This window comes from Cupriavidus sp. PET2-C1, from assembly GCF_054515855.1.
Window position 1 is genome coordinate 411,018 of record NZ_JBTNRJ010000003.1, and the last position, 21,972, is coordinate 432,989.

Here is a 21,972-nt window from a genome sequence, read left to right on the forward strand (position 1 = left end):
CTCGTTGCCACCGTCTTTCCTGAGTTCATCGCCCGCGACGGCCAGGAGCGCGCGGAACGGGCGCCGTCAAGAAGAAAAGCGCCGGGTGGGTGCGGCCCGCAGGCGTAGCCGAGGACACGGCCCGGCGCGCCTTGATGGCACACGGCCGCGGGCTACAGTCGCGGACAAGGTGATGAGCGAAGGAAGACGGCTGGACAGGCAACCGACCGCAGTTGGCGCAGGCCCCACGCAAGCGAAGCGCGCAGGCCCGGATCGAAGAACCGGGCCGTAGGCGTCAGCGATGGAAGCCCGGATGGGGCGAGACTCGCGCAGCGAGGCTCGATGCGCAGCACGAGAGCGCGACCGGCCCATCTTCTTAGCCGGGGACGCCCATCAATGGGTTCGCGCTACCATATCGGCATGCAAACGAAGAACAATACCGGGGCCGACAATCCCTTGGAGCACATGCTCCAACGATCGGACGCGCTGCACGAGCGACTGAATGCGCTGCTCGACGACGCCGAGTTCGACCGCTCTCCCCGAGGCGAAGCGGCACTGTACATGTGTCTGGTCGCGATGGAGCACGCTGTTGCCCTGCGAGCCCTGACGGCTTTGGGCTTGCCCACCTCTGCCGTCAGCCTGATGCGACTGCAGTTCGAGGCCCTGACCCTGGCGATGTGGCTGCTCTACGCAGCGAGCGACACGGCGATTGACAAGCTGCAAACCCCGTTGACCTTGGAGAGCGAGAGGCGGCCAAGAACTTGCCCGGCGTCAGCGAGATGATCAAACGGATCGGTATACGGGCAGGACAAGGGACGGCGCCAACTGCCGCACATCAAGTGTTGTCCCACTTCAAGGATGTGTCCTGGAACGCCATGAACTCGTTCGTGCATGGCGGCATTCATCCTTTGCGCCGCACCGCCGATGGCTTTCCCCTCCACCTGATGCTACAGGTGCTGCGCAACTCTAACGGGTTGACCACGATGACCGGCATGACCCTCGCGATCCTCACCGGCGACGAGGCCATTACGAAGCCAATGCGCACGGTCCAGCCGGAATTTGCCGATTGCCTGCCGGATCTGCTGAAATGATAAAAAAGGGGTCCGCCGCCTCCGGGTGGGCCAGATGGCGATGCTGCCGGCGGATCGCGCAACATTTGCATAGATGCGCAAGCGCCTTTCGGCTCGGAATCTCAAGCCCCGCTAAATCGGCAAACTCAATGAAACGCGAACGGCCATCAGTTCGGCGCAATCCGCCTCAACCCCGGATCAAACAGACCGAAGGCATGGCAGTGGTCAATCAGGATCAGCCAGCCTGGCAGGACTGCCTCCAGCGGAGCTCCGGGAATGCTCGATGCGATGTAGTCGCAGATCGAACACGCAAACAGCGTGTTGTCTTGCTTTACTACGCCGATTTGCTGGCGCAGCGACGCGGCATTGACCACGGCGAGGTCAATACCATCGCACAGAGATGCATCCCTGCTCGGCCAGATGCAGGTGCTGGATCTTCGCACCGCATTCCCACTTCAGTCCAGTGGTGTCGAACTCGAACTATTTGCGACCAGCCTGGAACAACGTCGCTTCGACGATCAAAGCCTTTGCAGGTCTTCCGCGCAGGAATAGAACGCAATTTATGTTAAATGTTGGCGAAGGTTGGAATTCTGTTCTGTCTTTTGGACTATCCCTCGCGGTGCCACGACCCGAACCTTTTATATCAACCATATGGCAGCGGTTCGGCCGGCTCAAGTCGGCCAATAGCGGTCGTCCGCTAGAATAGGTGGAGCTAGCCGCCATAAAACAACTCGACATAAAACAATGGGCTTCGTTGAATCTTTTACCCTGACAGCTCCCGCCTTGGTTTCGAGAGTCCCCATTTCCGAGCCCAGGAACGGAATTCCATCGGGCGTCTATAACGGTGGCCTGATAACCGTGCTTGATGCCGACCTCGGGAGACAAGCGATAGCACCTTGGCAGTGGCTACTAGGGGAAGATGCCGCAGCACTTGCGTCGACATGGGGCGGCGATCTCATTTTCTGGTCAGAGAGGTATTCCGGCGTATTCATGTTGGACGCACAGCGTGGCTCCTCCACCTTTGTCGATAGGGATGTGACCTATCTGTTCGACGTGTTCTTGTCCAATCCTGACGTACGTCAGCAGGTGCTGCAAAACGACGCAATGAAGCTCCTCAGTACTCGGATCGGAACCCTTGCATATGGGGAATGTTTCATCGCGGAGCCTTGGCCAAGATTGGGCGGCCACGGGACACTGGATACCTACGTGCGAGGCGACTTAACGGTTTATCTCTCGCTTGTCGGACAAGCAGTTCACGGCCAATTTGAATCTCTACGATCTTCTGAATGACCGAGATGGGTCGGCTACCGCCGCCCGCCGGGTCTCCCTTCCCCCCAACGTTCGAAACGCGGGCCGAACGTAGTGATAATGATAATTATCAAGATATGGCGCTTTCTCTGTCAGCCGGACATGTGAAGCTGGCAGCACTGTGAATGGGCGCCGGGTTTCCCCTCTGCGGGGCGCACGCGAGGGCGTCGGTATAGGCCGCCCGGCCGCCCCCTCCTCCGCGCGGATGTGCCGTGGCATGCCTATGCGCTATCCTGCGCCGGGGGGCTTCATGCCTCCAGGCGCGACCGGGCCGATGGGTAGACGCCGGACCTCAGATCCCGCAGTTTGCGGCGAGCCTCGGCGTCGCGTAGATCAAGCCGGTCACCATTTTTGTGACTTAGGTCAACGTCAGGAAACGCTGGTCGTGACAAAGGAAGCGCATGGCTAAGGCAGTGCAGGAATCGCTAGTAATCAGGGACGCGCTCGCCGAGCGCATCGTGTATGAGTGCGAAGATTTGGAGGACGGCGGCACGTACGTCTACTTCTTCCTCCGGCTCGAGCACGCGTCCGCGACAACGCGCGTCGACATGACGCTCATGCTGCATGTCTTACCGGATCGGTTGTGCATCTATCCCTTCAAGCCGTCCGCCGACCAGGGCTACGTGCCGAAATATGCGGGCCTCGACCGCATTTGCTTGGGCCCACTGCGCTCGGGTCCATACGAGAAGCCAGCGACCCACGACGACGTCGTGGCGCTCCTCGATCGCTTGCCGGATTGGCTGGAACGCAATCCGTTAAACGGGCTCGGATTCTCGACTCAAGATCGTTTTATCGCCACCGCCATTGCCAGCTTAGCGGAGGACGTCGTGGTATTGGTTGGCGGCGGCGATCAGCCCCCGACCTTTGAAGGCCGGGTGTATTTCATCACGGACCTTTATCTCAAGCAGCTTGTGAAGAGCATGCGCTCGATTTCGAGTCGATATCAACGACAGGCGCGCACAGACAGAATGCTTTTCGCACACAATGCGCTGCTGACCGCCGTCGATCGAGATAGATTTCCCCCCAAAAAGCGAAAAGTCAGCGCAGAAGCCGTGTTCGAGATGGTCAAAGTCGGGCGCGTAAGCACCGGCATCCCCAAAGCCGCCCAGCGTGGTGTGGTCAATCTGGTGGCCGACAACGCGGCAGCCATCGCGAAGGAAGCGCCAGAGACGTTGTACGAGCTCGCAGCAAAGATCGAGACAGCGACCTTGAAGGAGATGATCGCCAAGTACAAGGAAAAACTCTCCCAGGACCTCAGCGAGACGAAGTGGCAAAGCTTCTTCGAGGCCAACACATTTATCTTGTCGATGGCCTTTGCCGTACCGACGGTCTTCGTGCAGGAAACACCGTACGTGCATGGCAAACGCGTGAGTGGTCAAGGCGGAAAATACTCTGACTTCCTAATGCGGGGCCAAGGTACCGGTAACGTGGCGCTTATCGAAATCAAGGCGCCAGGGACGAGGCTCCTGGCACCGTACCGTTCCGAACAGCAGGGTCCGTCCAGTGAGTTGACGGGCGCAATCACCCAGGTACTCGGTCAGCGCCGACGCCTAACCACCGGGTGGTCTCACCTAAAACTGGAAGACGACGGTACGCTCGAAGGTGCGGAAGCCTATTCTCCCCAGGCTGTAGTGCTTATCGGCACCCTGCCTGCGTCAAGGCTGGACAAGGAGGCATTCGAGGCATTCAGACAAGTGCTTCGAGACATCACAGTCCTAACGTTTGACGAACTGCTCGCTCGTCTGGAATACCTGCATCAAGCGCTCACGGCAACATCGCACGCGGCCAACACTGCGGATTCCGTCCCATTCTAGCCGCTACGATCCCTTGGGTGAGCGCCTGAACCGCTGTTCGATAGTCCGTCCCCCTGGCTGGAAATTGCGGTAGCAACCGGCTATCACGCAGCCCGGCCGCGGACTCAGCATCACCAGACGCCGCCGAGCTCATGATGTCACCGGACAGCCATTGAGCGGTCATGTCACCAAAGCTTTTGGTGGCGGTCAAGCGGCGCTTCTCGCGCTGCTTCTCGTGGGCTGGGGACTCGCCTTGGGCGACGGCCTTCTTGGCGTCGAGCAGCTTTTCGCGAGCAAGGGCTAGTGAGATACCGGCCGGCCCATAGCGGCCGATGGTCAGCGTCTCGCGGCGGCCGTTGAGACGGTAATCGTAGCGGAAGGTGACGGTACCGGTGGGCGATACCGTCACGTACATGCCATCGCGGTCAAAAGCCTTATAAGTCTTAGACTTAGGCTTGAGATTCCGCAGTGCGGTGTCGGTAAGCATCGAGGTTTTTCCTCCTGTTCATGACGGCTTTTACCGTCAGGGGCCAGGAGACCTGCTGATGCCGGGAAAGCCGCATAAAGCCAGCTTTCCCGAAGAGATTTTTACCGTCAAAGACCGATTTGGCCTGGATAGTAAACGGGAGGGCCTTAATCCGGCCTCCGGGTTCTACCGCCACTTCTACCGCCAACCTGTTCCGCTGGCCGGCGATAGTCACCGATAGCTTCCGCAACCTATTTCTTTTTAAATCAATACGTTACGGCGATTTTTCGATAACTGGCGATAGTCCCCGAAGGACCCGATCCGCAGGATACCGGCAGTTCGAGAAGATCCATGGGGACTTCTGCACCGGCGACCTCGACGCGCTGCGGGCGGCGGTTGATGATCCGGCATGGCATTCCCAACGGACCCATGCCGCCGGGGATTGGGCCTTGCCTGGAGTACGCGATCTACCATAGCCCGCTGCCGCTTATCCGCACCCTGCTCGAGATCGGGGCGGATCCCCGGCCGGTGGATCACGCGGGTTTTCCGCCGCTGATTGCGGCGCTTTCATGTAGTCTCGCCCGGCCAAGCGCACCCGCACGAACGGATGTGATCGAGGTGCTCAGGCTGCTGCTGGCCTTCGGTGCCGATCCTGCGCAGCGCGGCATCAACGACTACAGCGCGCTGCACATGGCCGTGAGCGTGCGCAATTTGCCTGCGGTAGAGATGCTGCTGGCCGCTGGTGCAGACGCAGCTAGGCGGACGCGCATCGACGACCACGAAACCCCACGCGAGATGGCCGAGGCAATGGGGTTGTCCGGGATCTCACAGTTGCTGGCTGCCCATGAAGTGAGCGAACGACTGCAGCGCAGCTCAACCATCGACCCGCACCGAGCACTGTCACCCTCGCCCACCATGCAAGTCATCAAATGGGATGCCACCGCGGCGGCGTCCCGCTCGTTTCCGGCTCACCGCTATCACCCGACCAAGGTGAACAGGTGTAGAAGAATCAGCCATGCAGATCCCAGCTTCGCGGGCGCGTAAAGCGCATTTTGGGATGCCGTCGTGTTGTCGGCTTCCCAGATTCGCCAGCGCTAACGCCCGCTGCGTCCTCGGCCTCTGTAGAGGCGGTCGTCCGGCGACCGAGGGGGCTTGGTATTCCGAGGCGATGTCGTCACCGGCCTCGATCCGGCGTTTGCGCACGGTGCTCGGCGACGCTGCTGACGATTGCGTGTCCAGTCTTCTCGCTAGCCATCGGCGCTGACCTGCACGACATATTGACGAGCTCTCACACCGTATTACCTCGCCAGCGAAATCCGGGCAACTTATACCGGCATGATGATCGCGGTGCCGCCCGAGGTGTGGCAGGCCTATGACCTCCTCACCCCAGCTCAGCTTGGTCGCGATTTGATCAAGATGGCGACGCACGTTGCCCCCCGCGCGATGCGCAAACATATGCGGGGACCGAAAGCGCCGAAGAAGAGAGGCTATGTGGCCGGATGCGTAGCACGGCGGCATGTTTCTACCGCCCGTGTCATCAAGGCTGGACGCGTCGTCTAATCACCTTGAAAGGGTTGGCTCTAAGGGCACGCTGAGACTGCCGATGCACCGACAAACCGCTGCGCCATCCAATCGAGCGCAATCGGAAAGCCGAGGAGGTACGCCGTGGCGTGCTCGGTGGCGCCGATGGTCCGGAACGCGACGCTGCCTCCATGTGAGCACCAGGCAGCGAACAACTTTTGATTCTGGTTGTAGGGAATGATCTCGTCGAGCGTTCCCGCGTATACCAACGCCGGCACGGCGGGTACACCCGTGCCGCTCTGATTTTGCGCCATGCGCGCCTGCCAGTCCGCACGGTTCAGGATGCCAGGCGCCTGGACAAGGACGGCATCGGACAGAAAGGGATAGCTGAGCGCTAAGTCCACGACGCACTTCGTGCCACGGGCGTCCGCCATCACGGACTGCCCATAGGGGGTGAGGATCGCCGGGAGGTCGAGATCCGGGTACGCGGCGTTCAGGGCGATCAATTCAATCGGACCGACCCCGGCAAACGCTCCGCCACTCACATTCGCGTACACGTCCGCGATGCTGAAGGGCCCGGCCCCTGCCGCAACCCCCTTGACGTTTAGGGTGGGCGCATAACTAGCCTGGAGTTCGGCGGCAAAAGCGGCTGCATGCCCGCCTTGGGAGTAACCCATGATGCCGACCGGGGCGTTTGCGGACAGGCCCGCCCCGCTCAACTGCTGTGCCGCGAGGGCGGCATCGAGGACCGCCTGCCCTTCGGCCTTGCCAATCCCCCAGGTATGGTCGCCGGGCGTACCTAGTCCCTGATAGTCTGTCATCGCGATGGCCCACCCCTGGGCAAGGGTCCGGGGCGTGGCACCAGCGATCGTGGATTCGTATTCGGTGCCGAGGGCGTACTGGTGCGAAGGCGCACAATTGTCCGCTTGGCCCTGCGTGCCAGGCGCCCACGCGATCATCGGCCGCAGGCCGGAAAACCACGGCATCAAGGGAACTAGCACGGTGCCGGTAACGGCAATGGCTGCGCCGTTGACGTCTGCGGACTTGTACATGATTTGCCAGCCATTGGCGAGCAATCCGACTGGAATGAACGGCCGGGACCGGATCAGAGTGCCATGCGGCCCTGCTGGCAAGGGCTGGGGTGGGGTGTAGAAGGGGTCGCTCCTCGGGTCATCCAGTGGACCCGCTATCGCCAGCGACATGGTCAGACTGCACAGCACCAGGACAACCAACAGAACAAGGCGTGCAGCACCCTTGGCAATAGCCTCGCCAAGGCAGCGCGAAGCGGTGCAGATGGACAAGGATCCTACGGGAATGCAGGTCATGCGCTTTCTCCAGTCATGTTTGCTTCGTCAAAGAAACCTGGGCACTTCTTGAGCCGCGATACGCCTCGGTTATAGGGAGGCATAGGGGCCGCTACAGTGGGAACTGGCATCACCAAGCAAGTGTGTCTGCCAACCACAATCCATCTCCTGTCTCCGGCGCTAAGGAACACTTGACCCGGAGGCGCCCTTTGCCAGGTCATGTGACAGCCCAGCGATCACCGCGTGACGCGGGCCTGGTAAGATCCCGCTCAGCATCGTCTGCTACCGAGCCCGCCCCTCACAGTCACAAGGCGAAAGCCGGGGAAATCCGAGGAGCGTCTGTCTTGTGATCAAGGCACGTAGGCCTAAGCCGACGTTGTACGGCCCGCCAGTTCGAGCGTCGGCTTCACGCTCTCCAAGGCGCCCCCGCCATCGCAGGGGATCAGCGCCCCCGAGATATAGCCTGCATAGGGCGAGGCCAGGAAGAGCGCAAGATTCGCAATGTCGTCTACGGTGCCGAATCGTTGCAGTGGCACGCACGCTATCGCGGCGGCACGCTCCTTCTCGCTGGGAGCCATTAGCCGCCTGAAGCCCTCGGTACCCTCGATCGGCCCGGGAGAGATTGAGTTGATGCGGATGCCGTCGCCGCCCCATTCCAGCGCCAGCACGCGCGTCAGTTGGTCGACCCCGGCCTTGGCCGCGCATGCATGTACCTGGTAGCGCATCGGCACGAAAGACTGCGGCGCCGTGATGTTGATTACCGTCGCGCCCGGCCTGCGCAGATGGTCATACGCCTGGCGCAGCACGTGAAAGGTGCCGACCAGGTCGATGTCAACCACTACGCGAAAGCCGTTCGACGACATGTCCTTGGCTTCGCAAAGGAAGTTGCCTGCGGCTCCAGAGATCAGCACGTCGATGGGACCGAAGCGTTGGACCGAATCGGCAAATGCCTGGCCGACCGCGTCGAAGTCGCGCACGTCGGCGCAGACGCCATGGACAGCTCCGCCGAGCTTGGCGAGCTGCTCGCATGCTGCCTCGATGTTCTCTCGCTTGCGGCTTGCCACCGTGACGCTGGCTCCCTGCCGGGCGAAGGCTTCGGCAATACCAAAGTTGATGCCTGTGGTGCCGCCGAACACGAAAACGTGGCGGCCCTTGAAATCGAGATTGACTTGCATGGACTTTCCTAGTTGAGGTCGCGGTGCATTTTCCATATCAGGCGGGACAGGATTGGTTCTCATTGGTCATTTCGCAGCGCCAGTCCGGCAGAGCAGCGGGCGAAATGCGAACGACATGGATTCCATTGCGGCGGCCGTGGCCCGGTTCCGCAGCATCTAGTCGTCATGAAAACCGCGGTGCCCGCCTCTCTAGAAAGGCTGCAATGCCTTCTGTGGCGTCAGGGCTTGCGGCCGACGCAATCATCAGGCGATGTTCCAACTCGAGCTGCGCCTGGAGCGACCGCTCGTGCGCCCCATCCACTAGACACTTGATGCGTCCCACTGCTCCAGTCGCGCTATGCGCCAATGCCTCAGCTAGGGCCTCCGTGCGTGCGGCGAGTTGAGCGTCCGGGAGCACCTCACTCACTATGCCCTGCTCCAGGCATTGCTGTGCCGAAAGTGTCGAGTTAGTGAAGAAGATCTGCTTGGCTCGCATGGCGCCGACGCGACGGGTCAGGAACCAGGACGAACCCGCGTCCGGGGTGAGCCCGATGGCCGAATAGCCAGCGCGCAACTTCATTGATTCGGCGGCCAGCACGATGTCCGCACAAAGAGCCAGACCGATACCGCCACCGCCCACGGGTCCATTGAGGGCGCTGATCACGGGCACCGGCAGGGTGGCCAGTTTGTATAGTGCAGCGTGCAGCGGCCCAAGAACCGCGTCGAGAATGGTGGGCAACTTGGCCCCCGCGCCAGCAAAGAAGTCGATGCTTCCACCAGCGCAGAATTCCCGCCCAACGGCGCGCAGCACCACCGCGCGTACTGATGCATCAGCGGCTACCTCGTCAATGCTCCGGATCAGCGCGTGTGACGAGTCAAGGTCAATGGTATTGGCCCGTTCGGGCCGGTTCAGCGTAATGGTGGCGATCGGGCCACGAGTCTCTAGCAACACAGGCTGGGTCATGAAAGTACTCCTCAATAATGCGGCGCAACGCGCTGCGCTATGACGATTACGAAAGCGCGCGCCGGGCATATGGGCATGTTTTTCCTGTCTTTGTCGAGATATCGTTGATCGCCATGGCTGGGCTATCCGTCACGCGTTGATGGTTTTTTACATCCAGCCCAGTGGGCCGGGATAACCTGCGGCCTTGTAGCCGGCCGGCAGGCCAAAATACGGGGTGGTGCAAAGCTTGGCCAGCGCGCGGTATCCACCGTTGAACAAGCCGATCGAGCTGTCGTGCCAGCTCTGCAGGAAGTGCTCGACCTCCTCAGTGCTAGCTTCCTTCCAGGCCTTGCGCACGCCGGTGGTCAGCCAGCTCGTCGGCCCGCAGTTGAGCAGGTCAAAACAGCTTGCGTAGCTCACCCCGCACCGGCTTGCCGGCGCGCATCAGCAGCCCGTCAAGGCTGTGCATCACGGCGGCGCTGGTTTGGGCATCCAGAGGCAAGCCAATGACAACACCGGCGTCACTGCCGCGAACAGCTCGAGATCTGCGTCACGCAGGAAACGGTAGCCCTACGCTGCCGCTTTTCGCTTTCGCTGCAGCCGCTCAGCATCGCGCCGACCCCGGCTACGTCCAGGACCACGGTGCCAGCCACGCCCAGCTTGAGGAACGAGCGTCGATCGAGATCGAAATCAACATCATCCGCGGCCATGACTTTCCCTCTACAGGTGAGCGCAATCCCGGGAGTCGGAATACCCGATATACGATTGGTACGGTATTTACTACTGCCGTGCCCCTGGAGCCGCAATAGCAGCACGCCGAGAACGGCCGTCAGCTCACCCGCGCCGCTGCAAGATGGCGACCGACACTGCGGTGCCAAGGCCACCATTCTGCTGCAGTGCCGTGCACGCCCGTTCGACCTGCCGCGGTCCGGCGTCGCCCCGCAACTGGACGGTGAGTTCCGTGATCTGCGCCAGCCCGGTTGCCCCAAGCGGGTGCCCCTTGGAGAGCAGGCCACCCGACGGACAAACCACCACCTGTCCGCCGTAGGTGTTGCGTCCTTCCACGACAAAACGCTCGAGGTCCTCTTCTGCGCAGAACCCGAGGCTCGAGTAGTTGAGCAGCTCGTTGCTGACAAAGCAGTCGTGCACTTCGGCCACGTCGATGTCCCCCGGCTCCACGCCAGCCCGCGCGTAGGCGCGAACCGCCGTGCGCCGCGTCGCGGCCCGGCTGAGGGCATCGGGCACGTTGGGCGGGTCGAGGTCGGAAGCGATGTCGCTGCCCATCTCGTGCGAGAGGATGGCCACGTCGGTGCGCAGTCCGTGGCGCCGGGCGAATCGATCGCTGCACACGATCACGGCGGCGGCACCACAGCTCGGTGCGCAGGCGTAAAGCTTGCGCAGGCGCCCCCACACCGTTGGCGCAGCCAGCACCGTTTCGATTGTGAGCGGTTCGCGGAAGATTGCGAAGGGGTTGTGCTGCGCATGCGCGCGCGCCTTCACAGCGACCCGTGCAAACACCTCGTCCGGCAACTGCAACTCACGGGCGACCCATTCCAACTGCGAGCCGAACATCAGCAGTGCGGGCGGAAGTGCGCGCTCCGCCTCTCCGAGGCCCATCGCCGCAACCACGCTCTCGCGATGGCGTTCGAGCGGGTCCGCATAAGTCGGGAACACCCGGTCCAGCGCGCCGGGCCGCATCTCCTCGAAGCCGACCGCAAGCGCGCATTCGGCCTCGCCTGCCAGCACCGCCTGCCGAGCCAGGTACAGGGCCGAAGATCCGGAGGCACAGTTGTTATTGACGTTGGTGATCGGTATGCCGGTGATGCCGACGCGGTAGAGCGCACGCTCGCCCGAGCACGAGTCGCCGTAGACGAAGCTCGCAAAGGCCTGCTCCACCAGGCTGTATTCGATGCCGGCATCGGCTAGCGCCGTACGTACCGCTTTCTCCGCCATCACGTCATATGGTTCGCTGTGACCGGGGCGCTTGAACGGCACCATCCCGACCCCGGCAATCAACACGTCGTTGCTCATTTGTTTCCTCGCGTCTACATTCAGATGCTACGGTTCTGCGCTGCCCAATACGGCGCGCGCAGATCCTTCTTCAGAACCTTGCCGTTCGGGCTGCGTGGCAACGAGTCGACGAAGTCGACCGACTTCGGCGCCTTCACGCTGCCCAGCCGTTCCTTGCACAGCGCGATCAGCTCGTCGACGCTCACGTGCATGCCTGGATTCAGTTCGACGACGGCCTTCACGGCTTCGCCCCAGGTGGCGTCGGGCACGCCAATTACCGCGCAGTCCTGCACCGCGGGGTGAGCCCAGATCGCCTGCTCGACCTCGCTGGGGTAAACATTGAAGCCGCCCGTGATGACCATGTCTTTCTTGCGGTCGGTGATGCGCAGATAGCCGTCGCGATCCATGTGCCCAACATCGCCGGTGTGGAGCCAGCCGTCGACGATTGCCTCGGCGGTCTTCTCCGGCGCCTTGTAGTAGCCCTTCATCACGAGGTCGCCGCGCACGCAGATCTCGCCGGTTTCGTCGGCACCGAGCGGCTCGTTGCGCTCGTTCATGATCGCCACCCTGACCAGCGGACCCGGCCGGCCGCAGGACAGCAGTCGCGCGTCGTCGGCAAGTTGCCCATCAACAAAGTTTTCCTCCGGCCGCTTGATCGCGATCGAGCCGGGTGCCTCGGTCTGTCCGTAGGCTTCCATCATCACCGGTCCGAACACCGAGATGGCATGGCGCAACTTCTCGGTCGACATTGGCGCAGCGCCGCAAAGGAAGTACTTTAGAGAAGCATAGTCGCGCCGCTCGATCCCGGCCATGTCGAGCAGCCGGTAGATCACGGTGGGTGGCAGGAAGAGTTCGCTTACCCGGTGCTTTTCGATCGCATCGAGCAGTGCGGCGGGATCCGGCTTGGTCAGTACCACCACCGTGCCGCCGCGCGCGGTGCACGGCAGCGACAGCACGCCCGCAGTGTGCGTCATCGGCGCCGCGGCCAGATTCACGATCTTCTCGTCGGCCCGGTAACTGCACGCGATCATGAACTGCGCGCAAAAGGTCTGGAAGGAGCGATGGGTGTTCATCACCCCCTTGGGGAGGCCAGTCGTTCCGCCGGTCGGCATCACGGCTATTGTGTCGTCCGGCAGGTATTCGATCTGCGGCTTGCTGGCCGGCTGCCGGGCTATCCAATCGAGCAGGCCGCTGGCGCCTGGAACGGGTTCTTCGATGCAGATATAGAGCTTGACCTTGGGCAGCTTCGAACGCAGCGCCTCGACCGCGGAAGCGAACGCCTTCTGAAAAAAAAGTACCTCGCAGTCGAAGCCGTCCAGCAGTTGCTGGTTCTCTTCCAGCGAGCCGCGCGGGTTGACCGGCATCCACGCCATGCCGGCACGCCACAGGCCCAACGTGCAGGTCCAGGCCGTGGGATGGTTGGCGCCCCAGACCGCGCCGACTTTCCCGCGGCCCAGGCCGGCGGCCACGAGCGCATTCGCAATGCGGCACGAAAGTGTGCCCACCGCGTCGAACGTGAAGGCTTCATCGTCCATCACGTAGGCCGCCGCGTCCGGATCGATCTGCCATCCACGGTCAAAAAGGTCAATGATCGCCATGTCTTGTCTCCTGATGCCCGGTTAGCGCCGGTCGGCGCCCCGGATCTCGATCAAGCGCTATCGCCGACCGGTTTGAAATAGCGGATGTCCCAGATGTTTCCCATCCGTTCTTCGGCTAGGACGGCACGCACGCGCATGCCGGCCTTCACTTCCGCAGGATCGACTTCGCCGAGGTAATGCACCAGCGCGGTATCCGCACCATCGAGTCGAACGAGTCCAAGCACATAGGGGCGCGCGACCGGCTGGAGCATCCCGGGTTCGCGCACGATGGTGTATGACACTAGCGTTCCGACGTCGCTGACGTCCACCCAGTCGCGCAGTTCAGCAAAGCAATCATGACAACTGATTCTCGGCGGCAGGTACACGCGTTCGCACGCGGCGCAGCGTGTCGCGGTGATCCTGCCGTGGTCGCGCAGGGCGGCGAAGAAACGGCCGTTTGTCTCGCCTACGTCGTAATTGATGTCGGCATACAGCACCGGCTGCCGCAACATCGCGGGGGGCGCATTCTCCAGGTCTGCGGGGTACATGTTCTCAATCTCCTTGCGTTGAGGCCGGTGCCTGCACCGGCTCCCAGTAGAGGATGTCGGTCATCAGCCCCTGGCGCTCGGCTTTCGGCCTGAACACGGCACGTACGCGCATGCCGTTGTGGACCTTGCTCAGGTCGGTCTCTCCGATGTAATGCCACAGGAAGCCGGCGGTGCGGCCCGGCGAGTCAACCATCAATACCCCCACGGGGTAGGCGCTGGTCTGCACAGACAGATCGTTGGTATCGATGAAGGGCATGTTGAACGACATGAAACCGGCCACGGTGGCCTCGGGCCCCATCTCCACCCATTGTGGATCGTCGAAATTTTCGCCGTGGCAGACGCTGCATACGGCCTGTGGCGGCAGCATGCTAAACCCGCAACTGCGGCAGACCATGCCCAGGAGCCGGCCGTTGTCGCACATCTCGCGCGAGAACCTGCCGTTGAACAGGCCCAGCGGGTACTCCATGTAGAACGGCGTGCGCAGGCGCATCGGCGGCACGGGAAGGGTTTCGGGCTGCTCGGTGTCAGTGTGAGTGTTGGTATCCATTGCCTCTCCTCCTCATTTTTCCTTGGACAGCAGCATCAGCGGCGTCCAGCCGGTGCCGCCGAAGCCCGTGGCCAGGCCGAGATTCACGTCGCGCGGGACCTGGTGCTCGCCGGCGTCGCCACGAATCTGTAGCGCGAGTTCGCCATAGCGGATCAAGGTCGAGGGAACACCGGGGTTGGTGCATGTAACGCCGCCGGACGGATTGATCGGTAGTTCGCCATCGATCTCGGTCGCCCCGGTGCCCATCAGCTTCCATGCCTGGTTCGGTTCGCACAGGCCCATGGCCTCCATCCACACCAGCTCGGCCCAGGTGCATGGCTCATACATCTCGATCACGTCGAGTTGCTTGGCCGGATGTGTGATGCCGTTGCGCTTGTAAAGCACTTCGCAGGCCTTGGCCAGGCTCGGCAGCACACAACGCTCCTTGGGAGCAATGAAATCCTGCAAAGCGGCCCAGTGCTGGGCGGAATGGATGGTGACCATGTCCTTCACCCACACCGGCTTCTTTGTGATCTTGTGCGCCACTTCCTCGCTGGCGAAGATCATCGCCGCCGAGCCCTCGGTGATCGGGCACATATGTAGCTGGCGCATCGGCGCAGTCAGCATCGGCGAATTGAGCACGTCCTCCACGGTCAGGTGCTCGCGCAGATGCGCATAGGGGTTTTTCAGCGCATTGTTGGCGGCCTTGACCCGGGCGATGGCAACCGCTTCCTCGGTGCAGCCGGACAGCTTCACATAGGAGCTTGCCATCAGCGAGAAGGTCCCCACGGCGCCCACGCTGCACCATTTCTCGGTGAGCGCGTGCAGGCCGGAGTTGATCGCCGCCTGCAGGAACGGCCCGCGCGGCAGCGTACCCGGTGGCGGGCCGACAAACTTTGCCGTCGCAGACACCAGCGCGACATCGCAGGCTCCGGCTGCGATGTGATGCACCGCCGAGAGAGCCGCCGAGCCGCCGACAGTGCCGCCGGTCTCGATCTTGACCACGGGCTTGCGATAATGCCCGATCCAGTCTGCCAGTTCCATCTCCGACTCGGCCGTGCCCGAGACGTAGTCGATGTCTCCCAGCACGACCTCGTCGACCTGCTTCATCGTGATCTGGGCGTCCGCCAACGCCCTGCGCACTGCCTGGTTGGCCAGTTCCACCTTGGTCAGCGGGCTGCGCGCCATCATCTCTGTCTGGCCAAAGCCGACAATTGCCACTCTGCGATTCATTCTGTTTCTCCGTTACCGCGCATGCAGGCGTCATTAAAGCGTCGTGCCCAGGACCATGACCTGTTGCAGTTGCCCGCAAGGCCCCGAAGCAAGATGCGCAACGCCGGTGCGAGCGCCTTCCACCTGGCGTGCACCCGCCTCGCCGCGCAGTTGCAACACAATCTCGGCGATGCGGCCGATCCCGATGGTGGTGTGGGAGCAGCCAGACAGCGCGCCACCCGACAAGTTGACAGGCTGGCGGCCATCGCGGGCGCTCGCGCCCGACTCCAGCCATCGGCCTCCCTGTCCCCGCTCGCACAAGCCCAGCCCCTCATAAGCCATCAATTCCTGGTAGGAGAACTCGTCCGTCACCTCGGCCACATCAATCTCACGGCGGGGGTCGGCAATGCCGGCCATGCGATAGGCCTTGTTCGCCGCGATCGCCAGCACCTCGGAATCCGCGAGATCGCGGTCGCCCAGGAAATAGCCGTCGGAGCAATTGGCCTGCCCCTTAATCCAGACCGGCTTGGCGGTAAGTTGCCTAGCTCTTTCCTCATTGGCCAGCAGCATCACGATGGCGCTATCGCCGAACGGGCGCGTCTGCAGCGCGGTGATCGGGTCCGCGAGCGCCTTTGAAGCAAGCACGTCGGCGATGCCGAAGTCGCCCGCGCGCAGCGCCAATGGGTTGTCCTTCGCATTGCGCAAGTTCTTCACGGACACTGCGGCGCATTGCTCGGCCGTTATGCCGTACTTCTCAAAATATCGGTTCGCCTGTAGCGCGGCGGCCTGCACGTTGTCCAGGCCGAGCGGTCGGCAGAAAAAGGGGTCGAACACCTTGTTCTCGATGGCGTTGCCAGCGCCGCTGCTCGTGGAGTCGTGGCACACGGCAACCACCAGCACGGTTTCGAATTCACCCGAAGCGATCTGCCAGGCAGCTTCCAGCACACCGACGGCGCCGTCCTGGTCAATCTTTTCATCGGGGCGCAGGTGGGCGCCGGCGACATCGACCACCAGCGACGCCGAAAACGGCCGCGCAATGCGCGAATGCTCGTGACAGATCACGCTCGCATCGATCCCGCCCTTCTCGTAGGCGGAGAGAAAACGCTGGCCGGTTTCTTCCAGCACCGGCCTGATGGCCTGGTAAGCCAGTTCTTCCGGCGAGTAAGCGCGTTTCTCGCTGTAGTTGACTTGCGCCATCGAGACGATAGCGACACGGTTTGACATGCTCATCTTCTTGGCCTCGTACTAGTGCACCTTGCGTTGCTGGTCTTTCCAGTATTTGTCGCGTACCGTCCTGCGCAGCACCTTGCCCACCACCGTCAGGGGCAATTGCTCGACGACGGTCACGGTCTTCGGGGCCTTGTACCCGATGCGTTCCTTGCAGAAAGCGACGATGTCGTCGGGATCGGCGGTATGCCCCTCCTTGAGCACGACCTCGGCATGCACCGACTCGCCCCACTCCGCATGCGGCACGCCGACAGCCGCAGACATCAGCACCGCGGGATGGGCGTTGAGCGCCGCTTCGACCTCGATGGCGTAGACGTTGAAGCCGCCGCTTATGATCATGTCCTTCTTGCGATCGACGATGTACACGTAGCGATCTTCGTCAATGAAGCCGAGGTCGCCTGACTTCCAATATCCGTTCTGGAACTCCGCAGCAGTCTGGTCCGGATTCTTGTAGTAGCCCTTGATGACGCCGGGACCGCGAATCCAGAGTTCGCCGGTCTGCCCGGTTGGCAACTCGCGTCCCTCGTCGTCCATGACGACGATCTCCGTTTCAGGCAGCGCGATGCCAGTGGAGTCGAGGCGGTGGTCGCTCTCTCCAGGCGCGCACAGGTGGTCTGCCTTGCTCAATACGGCCACGGGCGCCAGCACTTCGCTGCTGCCGTAAGCCTGAATGAAAATGTTGCCGAATTTCTCCTGCAGCAGCGCCAGCTTTGCCGGACTCATCGGCGCCGCCGCATAGAGGATCGTTCGCAAGCTCGATAGGTCGAACATTCCATGCAGATCAAGCTCCAGGAAGCGATAGAGGATGGTCGGCACGAGGTGGGTTGACGTGATCCTTTCGTTCTGGATGTTCGCGCAGAACTGCTTGAGGTCCGCGGTGTTCATCGTGACGTGGCAACCGCCCTTGAAAGCCAGCGTCGTCGCGTAGGCGGCAGAGCCGTGGCTTAGCGGTGTGATGCTCAGGTGGCGGGCGTTGGAGCCGAACATGTCGTCCGGCATCGAGTAAAAGTACCGGTGGAGGGCCAGCCAATTGTTCACGCTGTACATGCAGCACTTGCCTCTGCCCGTGGTGCCGCCAGTGAAGCGATAGAGAATCGGCTCATCCGCGTCGATCTCGATATGCGGCTCGGCGTCCGACACGCCATCCAGCAGATCCCAGAAACAGGCCACCCCCTCGCGGGAAGCCGGTAGCGGGTCCATGCACACGATGCGGATACCCCGCTGGCGCAGTACGTCATAGTATTTGTCCAGCAGCGCGCTTTCGAGGAACACGACTTTCGGCTCGATCCAGTCGATCTGCCAGAGGTGCTCGTCGAAGGTATCGCGGAAGTTGCACCACGCCGCCTTCACGTCCGCCTTGGCGAGCGTGCAGAAAGTCAGCAGGCTCATGTTGTCGTTGTCAAGGATGGTCAGGTAGACGTCACTGGCTCCCAGATTGAGGCGCTCCTTGACCATGCGCGCGATCTGATTAGTCAGCCGGTGCAGATCCAGGTGCGTATAGCGGCGGCCGCGCTCGACATTGACCAGCGCTTCGCGCTGCCCAAAACGCGATGCCGCGTCGAGCGACCACCTCGAAAAGTCGATCTTCATGCTTGTCTCCATTTATGCTTTTTAGCTTCGCGGGAACTTCAATGCGGCTCGATCCCTGTTCATGTGCCGGTGAAGACGGGTGCGCGCTTCTCGCCGTAGGCCGCGAGTCCTTCGCGAAAGTCGTGCGATCGCGTGTGCTGCTGGCACTCAAGCAACTCGTCGCGCAACGCCGCCTCCTGCGCCTGGTCAACTGACCGGTTCGCGACGGCTTTCATGCGGCGCAGCACAAGGCTGCTCTTGCCGGCCATTTGCTCGGCCAAAGCACTGACCGCCGACAGTAGCTCTTGATCAGCGACCACATCGTTAAGCAGGCCCCAGGCCTGCATTTTTTCCGCATCGACGATCTCGCCCGTGAACAGCAACTGCTTCGCACGATTGAGCCCGATCTTGCGTGGCAACACCGCGGCGCCACCGCCGCCCGGAAATACGCCGAAGTTTGCGTGGCCGTCGCCCATCCTGGCGCTCGCGGCGCCGATCAGGATGTCGCAGCACATCGCCAGTTCCAGGCCTCCGGCGATCGTCAGGCCGTTCACGGCAGCGATGACTGGCTTGGGCATATTGCGCAGCAGCGAAAGCATGGCCAGCGTACGATCGGAGAAATTCGGTTCTCCCGGGGCGGAGTCGAGGCCGCCGAGCAAGGCCTTGAGGTCGGCACCGGCACAGAAGGCCCGGCCGGACCCGGTCAGCACCACCACCCGCAGCGCGGCGTTAAGCGCCACTGCGGCCAGCACGTCCTGAAGCTCCTCGATCATGCGCAGGTTCACCGCATTGAGTTCTCGCGGGCGATTGAGCGTGATCCACGCGACAGCCCCCCGCGGTTCATAGATAATGGTTTCGTAGCGCATTGTGATGTCTCCTTGCGTCTTCGCCAGGCGGCGGCTTCCAACTACCGCCGGCCTGCCTCGCTGCGTGCGGTCTGATCCGCTGCTTCTGAATGACTTCATAATGCGTGCTTGGCTCTGGAAACGCACCACACTAATGGAGTGTTAGTAGAGTGGCGCCGTGGAACCCATAAAATGCTTGTCCGCAGGAGACCCTGGCTTGGCCCCCGATCGCCTTCTCATTCCCACCAAGTTCTCGCCACCGCGCATCAGCTCGCAATCCACGCCACGGACCCTGCTGCTGGCGCGCCTGCGGGATGCGCGCAACAGCCGGCTTTCCCTGGTGTGCGGCAGCGCGGGCTTTGGCAAAACGACCTTGCTGGCCCAGTGGCGTCAGGAATTGCTGAAGGACGGCGAACTGGTCGCCTGGCTGTCCTTGTCGCCCTATGAGCGGCAGTTGCCGCAGTTCCGCGCCTATTTTGTTGGTGCGCTGCAGCAGGCCGGGCTGACTGTCGACGACGGGACCGCATTGACGTCCGAGGCGCGGGCGGACCTGCCTGTCGCCGGATTGGTCGCGACCATCGTCGATGCGGTGTGCCAGTCGGGCAAGGACATCTTCCTGTTCATTGACGACTACCACCACGCCGAAGACCCGTCGACGCACGCACTGATCCAGGGGTTACTGGACTACGGCCCCGACGAGCTGCACCTGCTCATCGCCTCCAGGACCAGTCCGCCGCTGGCCGTGAGTCGCATGCGCCTAACGGGGGAGTTGGCTGAGATCACGTTCCCCGACTTGCCCTTCGATTTCCAGGAAACGCAGGATTTTCTCAACAAGCACCTGGGCGATGTTGCGCCCGACGATGCGCGCGTGATTCACGACATCACCGACGGCTGGCCGGTGTGTGTGCAGATGATTTGCATCAGGCTCAAACGGAGTCCGGCGAACCGCGCGGTACTTTCCCAGATGTTGCATCGCCGCACCGATCTGCAACGCTATCTATCCGAGGATGTGGTCCGCCATTTGGCGCCGAACGTTGTCAATTTTCTTGAACAGATCGCGGTATGCCGGCGCTTCACCGCTGATTTGGCGCAACACGTCACCGGCGACGCGCAAGCCCGGTCCCTGCTCGACCAGATCGAGCGGGACAACCTCTTCTTGCTGCCCGTCGAACTCGACAGCCCGTCGCCTTGGTACCGCCTGCACCCGCTGTTTGCGAACTTCCTGCAGGACCAGCTCCAGCAGCGCAATCCGCAGTTGGTGCGCGAGGTCCATGCGCGGGCGAGCCAGTGGTTCGAGTCGCAGGGACTGCTGATCGAAGCGCTGAGACACGCTTACTACGCGGACGACTTCAAAGCCGCCGCGCACATGGTTGAGCGTGCCGACCTGCCGATTCGCAGCATGAGCTTCGTCAGTACGCTGCAACGCTGGATGGACCAGCTATCGGCCGATGTGCTGCTGGACCACCCCAGGCTGCTGGTGCTGGGCTGCTGGGCGCTGGTTGCGACGTGCAGGTGGCGCGATGCGCAGGCCTGGCTCGACCGCCTGCAGCAGGGACAGGCAGAGCTGGCGCCGGAGTTCGCCCTGCATGCGCGCTACCTTCGCGCCAGCATCGCGCTGCAGCGCGATGACTCCGAAGCCGCCTTGGCCCTAGTGACGCCGTCCGACTTCGACACCCTGACGGATCGTTTCCTGCGCCAGGCGCACCTGGCCGTGCTCAGCCTTTCCTATTGCGCCGCCGGCCGGTATGCGGATGCCCGCGCTCTGCACGGCCATGTCGCTCGGCTGCCGCGCTCCGAGCTACAGGACGATATGGCTTTGGTTGCCGAATCGACGCTCCTGTTGAGCCACCTGCTGGAGGGAGACAATGGCGAGGCCATCCGTATCGGCGGCGCCCTGGTCGTGCGTGCGGAGACGGCCCACGGCCGCCGCTCAGTGTCCGCCGTCAATTGCGCAGCGTTCCTGGCCCACGCCTACTATGAAGCCGACCGGCTCAGCGAGGGGCACGATCTACTGGCCAACCGCCTCGATTTGCTGCGCTTCTCGTCACCCGAGCCAATGATCCGCGCCATGATCGTCCGCAGCCGCCTGGTCGCTGCGCAGACCTCCCCGGAAGAAGCGCTTCATGGGCTGGCCGAGGACGAGGCCCGGTGCCGCGAGCTCGCCCTGGACCGGGCGCTGGCACATGTGCTGGCAGAACAAGGCCGGCTGCAGCTCCGGTTGAACCATCAGGACATCGCCCGAAAGCTGCAGGGTGAGCTAGACCAGTTGGCAGATCGCTATCGCGGGGCAGCCGGATTCCTGGCCGAAATCGGCGCCATCGCCGCATTGGGAGCGGCCCGTCTTGCACTGGCTGGCTCTGGCTGGGAGGAAGCACTGACCCGTGTTGAGGGACTACGCAGGCTAGGTGTCGAGTTCGGGCGGCAGAAGATCGTGGTACTGGCGAATTTGCTCTCGGGCGTCGCACTCGGTCAGATGGGCCGCGCCGCGGAGTCCATGCAATGCCTTGCGGCCGGCGTCGAGGCCGCACACAGGCTGGGCCTCGTTCGCACGCTGCTCGATGAGGGCGAGACCTTGAACCGTTACCTGCTGCAGCTGCAGCCCACGCTAATTCCTGGCCCCGTGAAGGACTATCTGGGGGATGTCTTGCGTCGCTGCGACCCGATGCGGGCAGCACCGCTGTTTTCCAGCGAGACCGCGCAGGCGGGCCAGGACCATGGGCTCAAGCCGCGCGAAATCGAGATCCTGCGCCTGGCCGCGCAGTCCATGTCGAACAAGCGAATCGCGCTAACGCTCAACCTCACGTTGGACACGGTGAAGTGGAACATGAAGAACGTGTTCGAGAAGCTCAGCGTTTCGAGCCGCTATGACGCCGTGATCGCGGCCCGCAAGCGCGGTCTGATCAAGTAACTACCTGCCCAC

General features: G+C 62.4%; 18 protein-coding genes and 2 pseudogenes. 5 read left to right on the plus strand and 15 right to left on the minus strand.

What is annotated here, in order from left to right:
* Positions 1-555: 555 nt before the first annotated feature.
* Positions 556-1,070, plus strand: a pseudogene (locus ACX12D_RS35665) (DUF6988 family protein).
* 146 nt (positions 1,071-1,216) lie between these two features.
* On the opposite strand, the gene ACX12D_RS35670 reads toward ACX12D_RS35665, so the two are convergent.
* Complete coding sequence (locus tag ACX12D_RS35670; protein ID WP_459377324.1) at positions 1,217-1,423, minus strand: hypothetical protein; 207 nt, start codon at positions 1,421-1,423, stop codon at positions 1,217-1,219.
* Positions 1,424-1,793: 370 nt separating this feature from the next.
* Between ACX12D_RS35670 and ACX12D_RS35675 the strand changes: the two genes are divergently transcribed.
* Complete coding sequence (locus ACX12D_RS35675; RefSeq protein WP_459377325.1) at positions 1,794-2,339, plus strand: T6SS immunity protein Tdi1 domain-containing protein; 546 nt, start codon at positions 1,794-1,796, stop codon at positions 2,337-2,339.
* Positions 2,340-2,758: 419 nt separating this feature from the next.
* Positions 2,759-4,171 carry a Shedu immune nuclease family protein gene (locus tag ACX12D_RS35680; protein ID WP_459377326.1) on the plus strand — a complete coding sequence of 471 codons (1,413 nt, stop codon included), beginning with the start codon at positions 2,759-2,761 and terminating at the stop codon, positions 4,169-4,171.
* Positions 4,172-4,223: 52 nt separating this feature from the next.
* Here ACX12D_RS35680 and ACX12D_RS35685 read toward each other — a convergent pair.
* Positions 4,224-4,637 (minus strand): annotated as a pseudogene (locus ACX12D_RS35685) (Arm DNA-binding domain-containing protein); the annotation flags it as partial.
* A gap of 330 nt (positions 4,638-4,967) precedes the next feature.
* On the opposite strand from ACX12D_RS35685, the gene ACX12D_RS35690 reads away from it, so the two are divergent.
* Positions 4,968-5,660 (plus strand): ankyrin repeat domain-containing protein, encoded by a 693-nt coding sequence (locus ACX12D_RS35690; RefSeq protein WP_459377327.1) that lies wholly within the window; start codon positions 4,968-4,970, stop codon positions 5,658-5,660.
* A gap of 536 nt (positions 5,661-6,196) precedes the next feature.
* Here ACX12D_RS35690 and ACX12D_RS35695 read toward each other — a convergent pair.
* From ACX12D_RS35695 to ACX12D_RS35755, 13 genes are all read right to left on the minus strand, one after another.
* Positions 6,197-7,462: a lipase family protein gene (locus ACX12D_RS35695; protein ID WP_459377328.1), complete on the minus strand. Its 1,266-nt coding sequence runs from the start codon at positions 7,460-7,462 to the stop codon at positions 6,197-6,199.
* A 344-nt stretch (positions 7,463-7,806) separates the two neighbouring features.
* A complete protein-coding gene (locus tag ACX12D_RS35700) occupies positions 7,807-8,616 on the minus strand; it encodes an SDR family oxidoreductase (protein WP_459377415.1) in 810 nt (269 codons plus the stop codon).
* A 163-nt stretch (positions 8,617-8,779) separates the two neighbouring features.
* Entirely contained in the window at positions 8,780-9,559 is a 780-nt protein-coding gene (locus ACX12D_RS35705) for an enoyl-CoA hydratase/isomerase family protein (RefSeq protein ID WP_459377329.1), read from the minus strand.
* 147 nt (positions 9,560-9,706) lie between these two features.
* A complete protein-coding gene (locus ACX12D_RS35710; protein WP_459377330.1) occupies positions 9,707-9,958 on the minus strand; it encodes a hypothetical protein in 252 nt (83 codons plus the stop codon).
* Positions 9,959-10,059: 101 nt separating this feature from the next.
* On the minus strand, positions 10,060-10,248 hold the full coding sequence (locus ACX12D_RS35715) for a hypothetical protein (protein ID WP_459377331.1): 189 nt from the start codon (positions 10,246-10,248) through the stop codon (positions 10,060-10,062).
* A 124-nt stretch (positions 10,249-10,372) separates the two neighbouring features.
* Positions 10,373-11,569: a thiolase C-terminal domain-containing protein gene (locus ACX12D_RS35720; protein ID WP_459377332.1), complete on the minus strand. Its 1,197-nt coding sequence runs from the start codon at positions 11,567-11,569 to the stop codon at positions 10,373-10,375.
* Positions 11,570-11,589: 20 nt separating this feature from the next.
* Positions 11,590-13,146, minus strand: coding sequence for a class I adenylate-forming enzyme family protein (locus tag ACX12D_RS35725; RefSeq protein ID WP_459377333.1), 1,557 nt, complete (start codon positions 13,144-13,146; stop codon positions 11,590-11,592).
* Positions 13,147-13,196: 50 nt separating this feature from the next.
* On the minus strand, positions 13,197-13,673 hold the full coding sequence (locus ACX12D_RS35730) for a Zn-ribbon domain-containing OB-fold protein (protein ID WP_459377335.1): 477 nt from the start codon (positions 13,671-13,673) through the stop codon (positions 13,197-13,199).
* Positions 13,674-13,677: 4 nt separating this feature from the next.
* Positions 13,678-14,220 (minus strand): Zn-ribbon domain-containing OB-fold protein, encoded by a 543-nt coding sequence (locus ACX12D_RS35735; protein ID WP_459377336.1) that lies wholly within the window; start codon positions 14,218-14,220, stop codon positions 13,678-13,680.
* Positions 14,221-14,232: 12 nt separating this feature from the next.
* A complete protein-coding gene (locus ACX12D_RS35740) occupies positions 14,233-15,432 on the minus strand; it encodes a thiolase C-terminal domain-containing protein (protein WP_459377337.1) in 1,200 nt (399 codons plus the stop codon).
* Positions 15,433-15,465: 33 nt separating this feature from the next.
* Positions 15,466-16,635 (minus strand): thiolase family protein, encoded by a 1,170-nt coding sequence (locus ACX12D_RS35745; RefSeq protein ID WP_459377338.1) that lies wholly within the window; start codon positions 16,633-16,635, stop codon positions 15,466-15,468.
* A gap of 21 nt (positions 16,636-16,656) precedes the next feature.
* Positions 16,657-18,228, minus strand: a complete 1,572-nt coding sequence (locus ACX12D_RS35750; RefSeq protein WP_459377339.1) for a class I adenylate-forming enzyme family protein — start codon at positions 18,226-18,228, stop codon at positions 16,657-16,659.
* A gap of 59 nt (positions 18,229-18,287) precedes the next feature.
* A complete protein-coding gene (locus ACX12D_RS35755; RefSeq protein WP_459377340.1) occupies positions 18,288-19,073 on the minus strand; it encodes an enoyl-CoA hydratase/isomerase family protein in 786 nt (261 codons plus the stop codon).
* Positions 19,074-19,269: 196 nt separating this feature from the next.
* Between ACX12D_RS35755 and ACX12D_RS35760 the strand changes: the two genes are divergently transcribed.
* Positions 19,270-21,960 carry a LuxR C-terminal-related transcriptional regulator gene (locus tag ACX12D_RS35760; RefSeq protein WP_459377341.1) on the plus strand — a complete coding sequence of 897 codons (2,691 nt, stop codon included), beginning with the start codon at positions 19,270-19,272 and terminating at the stop codon, positions 21,958-21,960.
* Positions 21,961-21,972: the final 12 nt, after the last annotated feature.

Bases quoted from the DNA above. Each gene is read 5' to 3' on its own strand.
- ACX12D_RS35675 (WP_459377325.1), top strand. From the start codon at position 1,794: ATGGGCTTCGTTGAATCTTTTACCCTGACAGCTCCCGCCTTGGTTTCG.
- ACX12D_RS35680 (WP_459377326.1), top strand. From the start codon at position 2,759: ATGGCTAAGGCAGTGCAGGAATCGCTAGTAATCAGGGACGCGCTCGCC.
- ACX12D_RS35690 (WP_459377327.1), top strand. From the start codon at position 4,968: ATGGGGACTTCTGCACCGGCGACCTCGACGCGCTGCGGGCGGCGGTTG.
- ACX12D_RS35695 (WP_459377328.1), bottom strand. From the start codon at position 7,462: ATGACCTGCATTCCCGTAGGATCCTTGTCCATCTGCACCGCTTCGCGC.
- ACX12D_RS35700 (WP_459377415.1), bottom strand. From the start codon at position 8,616: ATGCAAGTCAATCTCGATTTCAAGGGCCGCCACGTTTTCGTGTTCGGC.
- ACX12D_RS35705 (WP_459377329.1), bottom strand. From the start codon at position 9,559: ATGACCCAGCCTGTGTTGCTAGAGACTCGTGGCCCGATCGCCACCATT.
- ACX12D_RS35715 (WP_459377331.1), bottom strand. From the start codon at position 10,248: ATGGCCGCGGATGATGTTGATTTCGATCTCGATCGACGCTCGTTCCTC.
- ACX12D_RS35720 (WP_459377332.1), bottom strand. From the start codon at position 11,569: ATGAGCAACGACGTGTTGATTGCCGGGGTCGGGATGGTGCCGTTCAAG.
- ACX12D_RS35725 (WP_459377333.1), bottom strand. From the start codon at position 13,146: ATGGCGATCATTGACCTTTTTGACCGTGGATGGCAGATCGATCCGGAC.
- ACX12D_RS35730 (WP_459377335.1), bottom strand. From the start codon at position 13,673: ATGTACCCCGCAGACCTGGAGAATGCGCCCCCCGCGATGTTGCGGCAG.
- ACX12D_RS35735 (WP_459377336.1), bottom strand. From the start codon at position 14,220: ATGGATACCAACACTCACACTGACACCGAGCAGCCCGAAACCCTTCCC.
- ACX12D_RS35740 (WP_459377337.1), bottom strand. From the start codon at position 15,432: ATGAATCGCAGAGTGGCAATTGTCGGCTTTGGCCAGACAGAGATGATG.
- ACX12D_RS35745 (WP_459377338.1), bottom strand. From the start codon at position 16,635: ATGTCAAACCGTGTCGCTATCGTCTCGATGGCGCAAGTCAACTACAGC.
- ACX12D_RS35750 (WP_459377339.1), bottom strand. From the start codon at position 18,228: ATGAAGATCGACTTTTCGAGGTGGTCGCTCGACGCGGCATCGCGTTTT.
- ACX12D_RS35755 (WP_459377340.1), bottom strand. From the start codon at position 19,073: ATGCGCTACGAAACCATTATCTATGAACCGCGGGGGGCTGTCGCGTGG.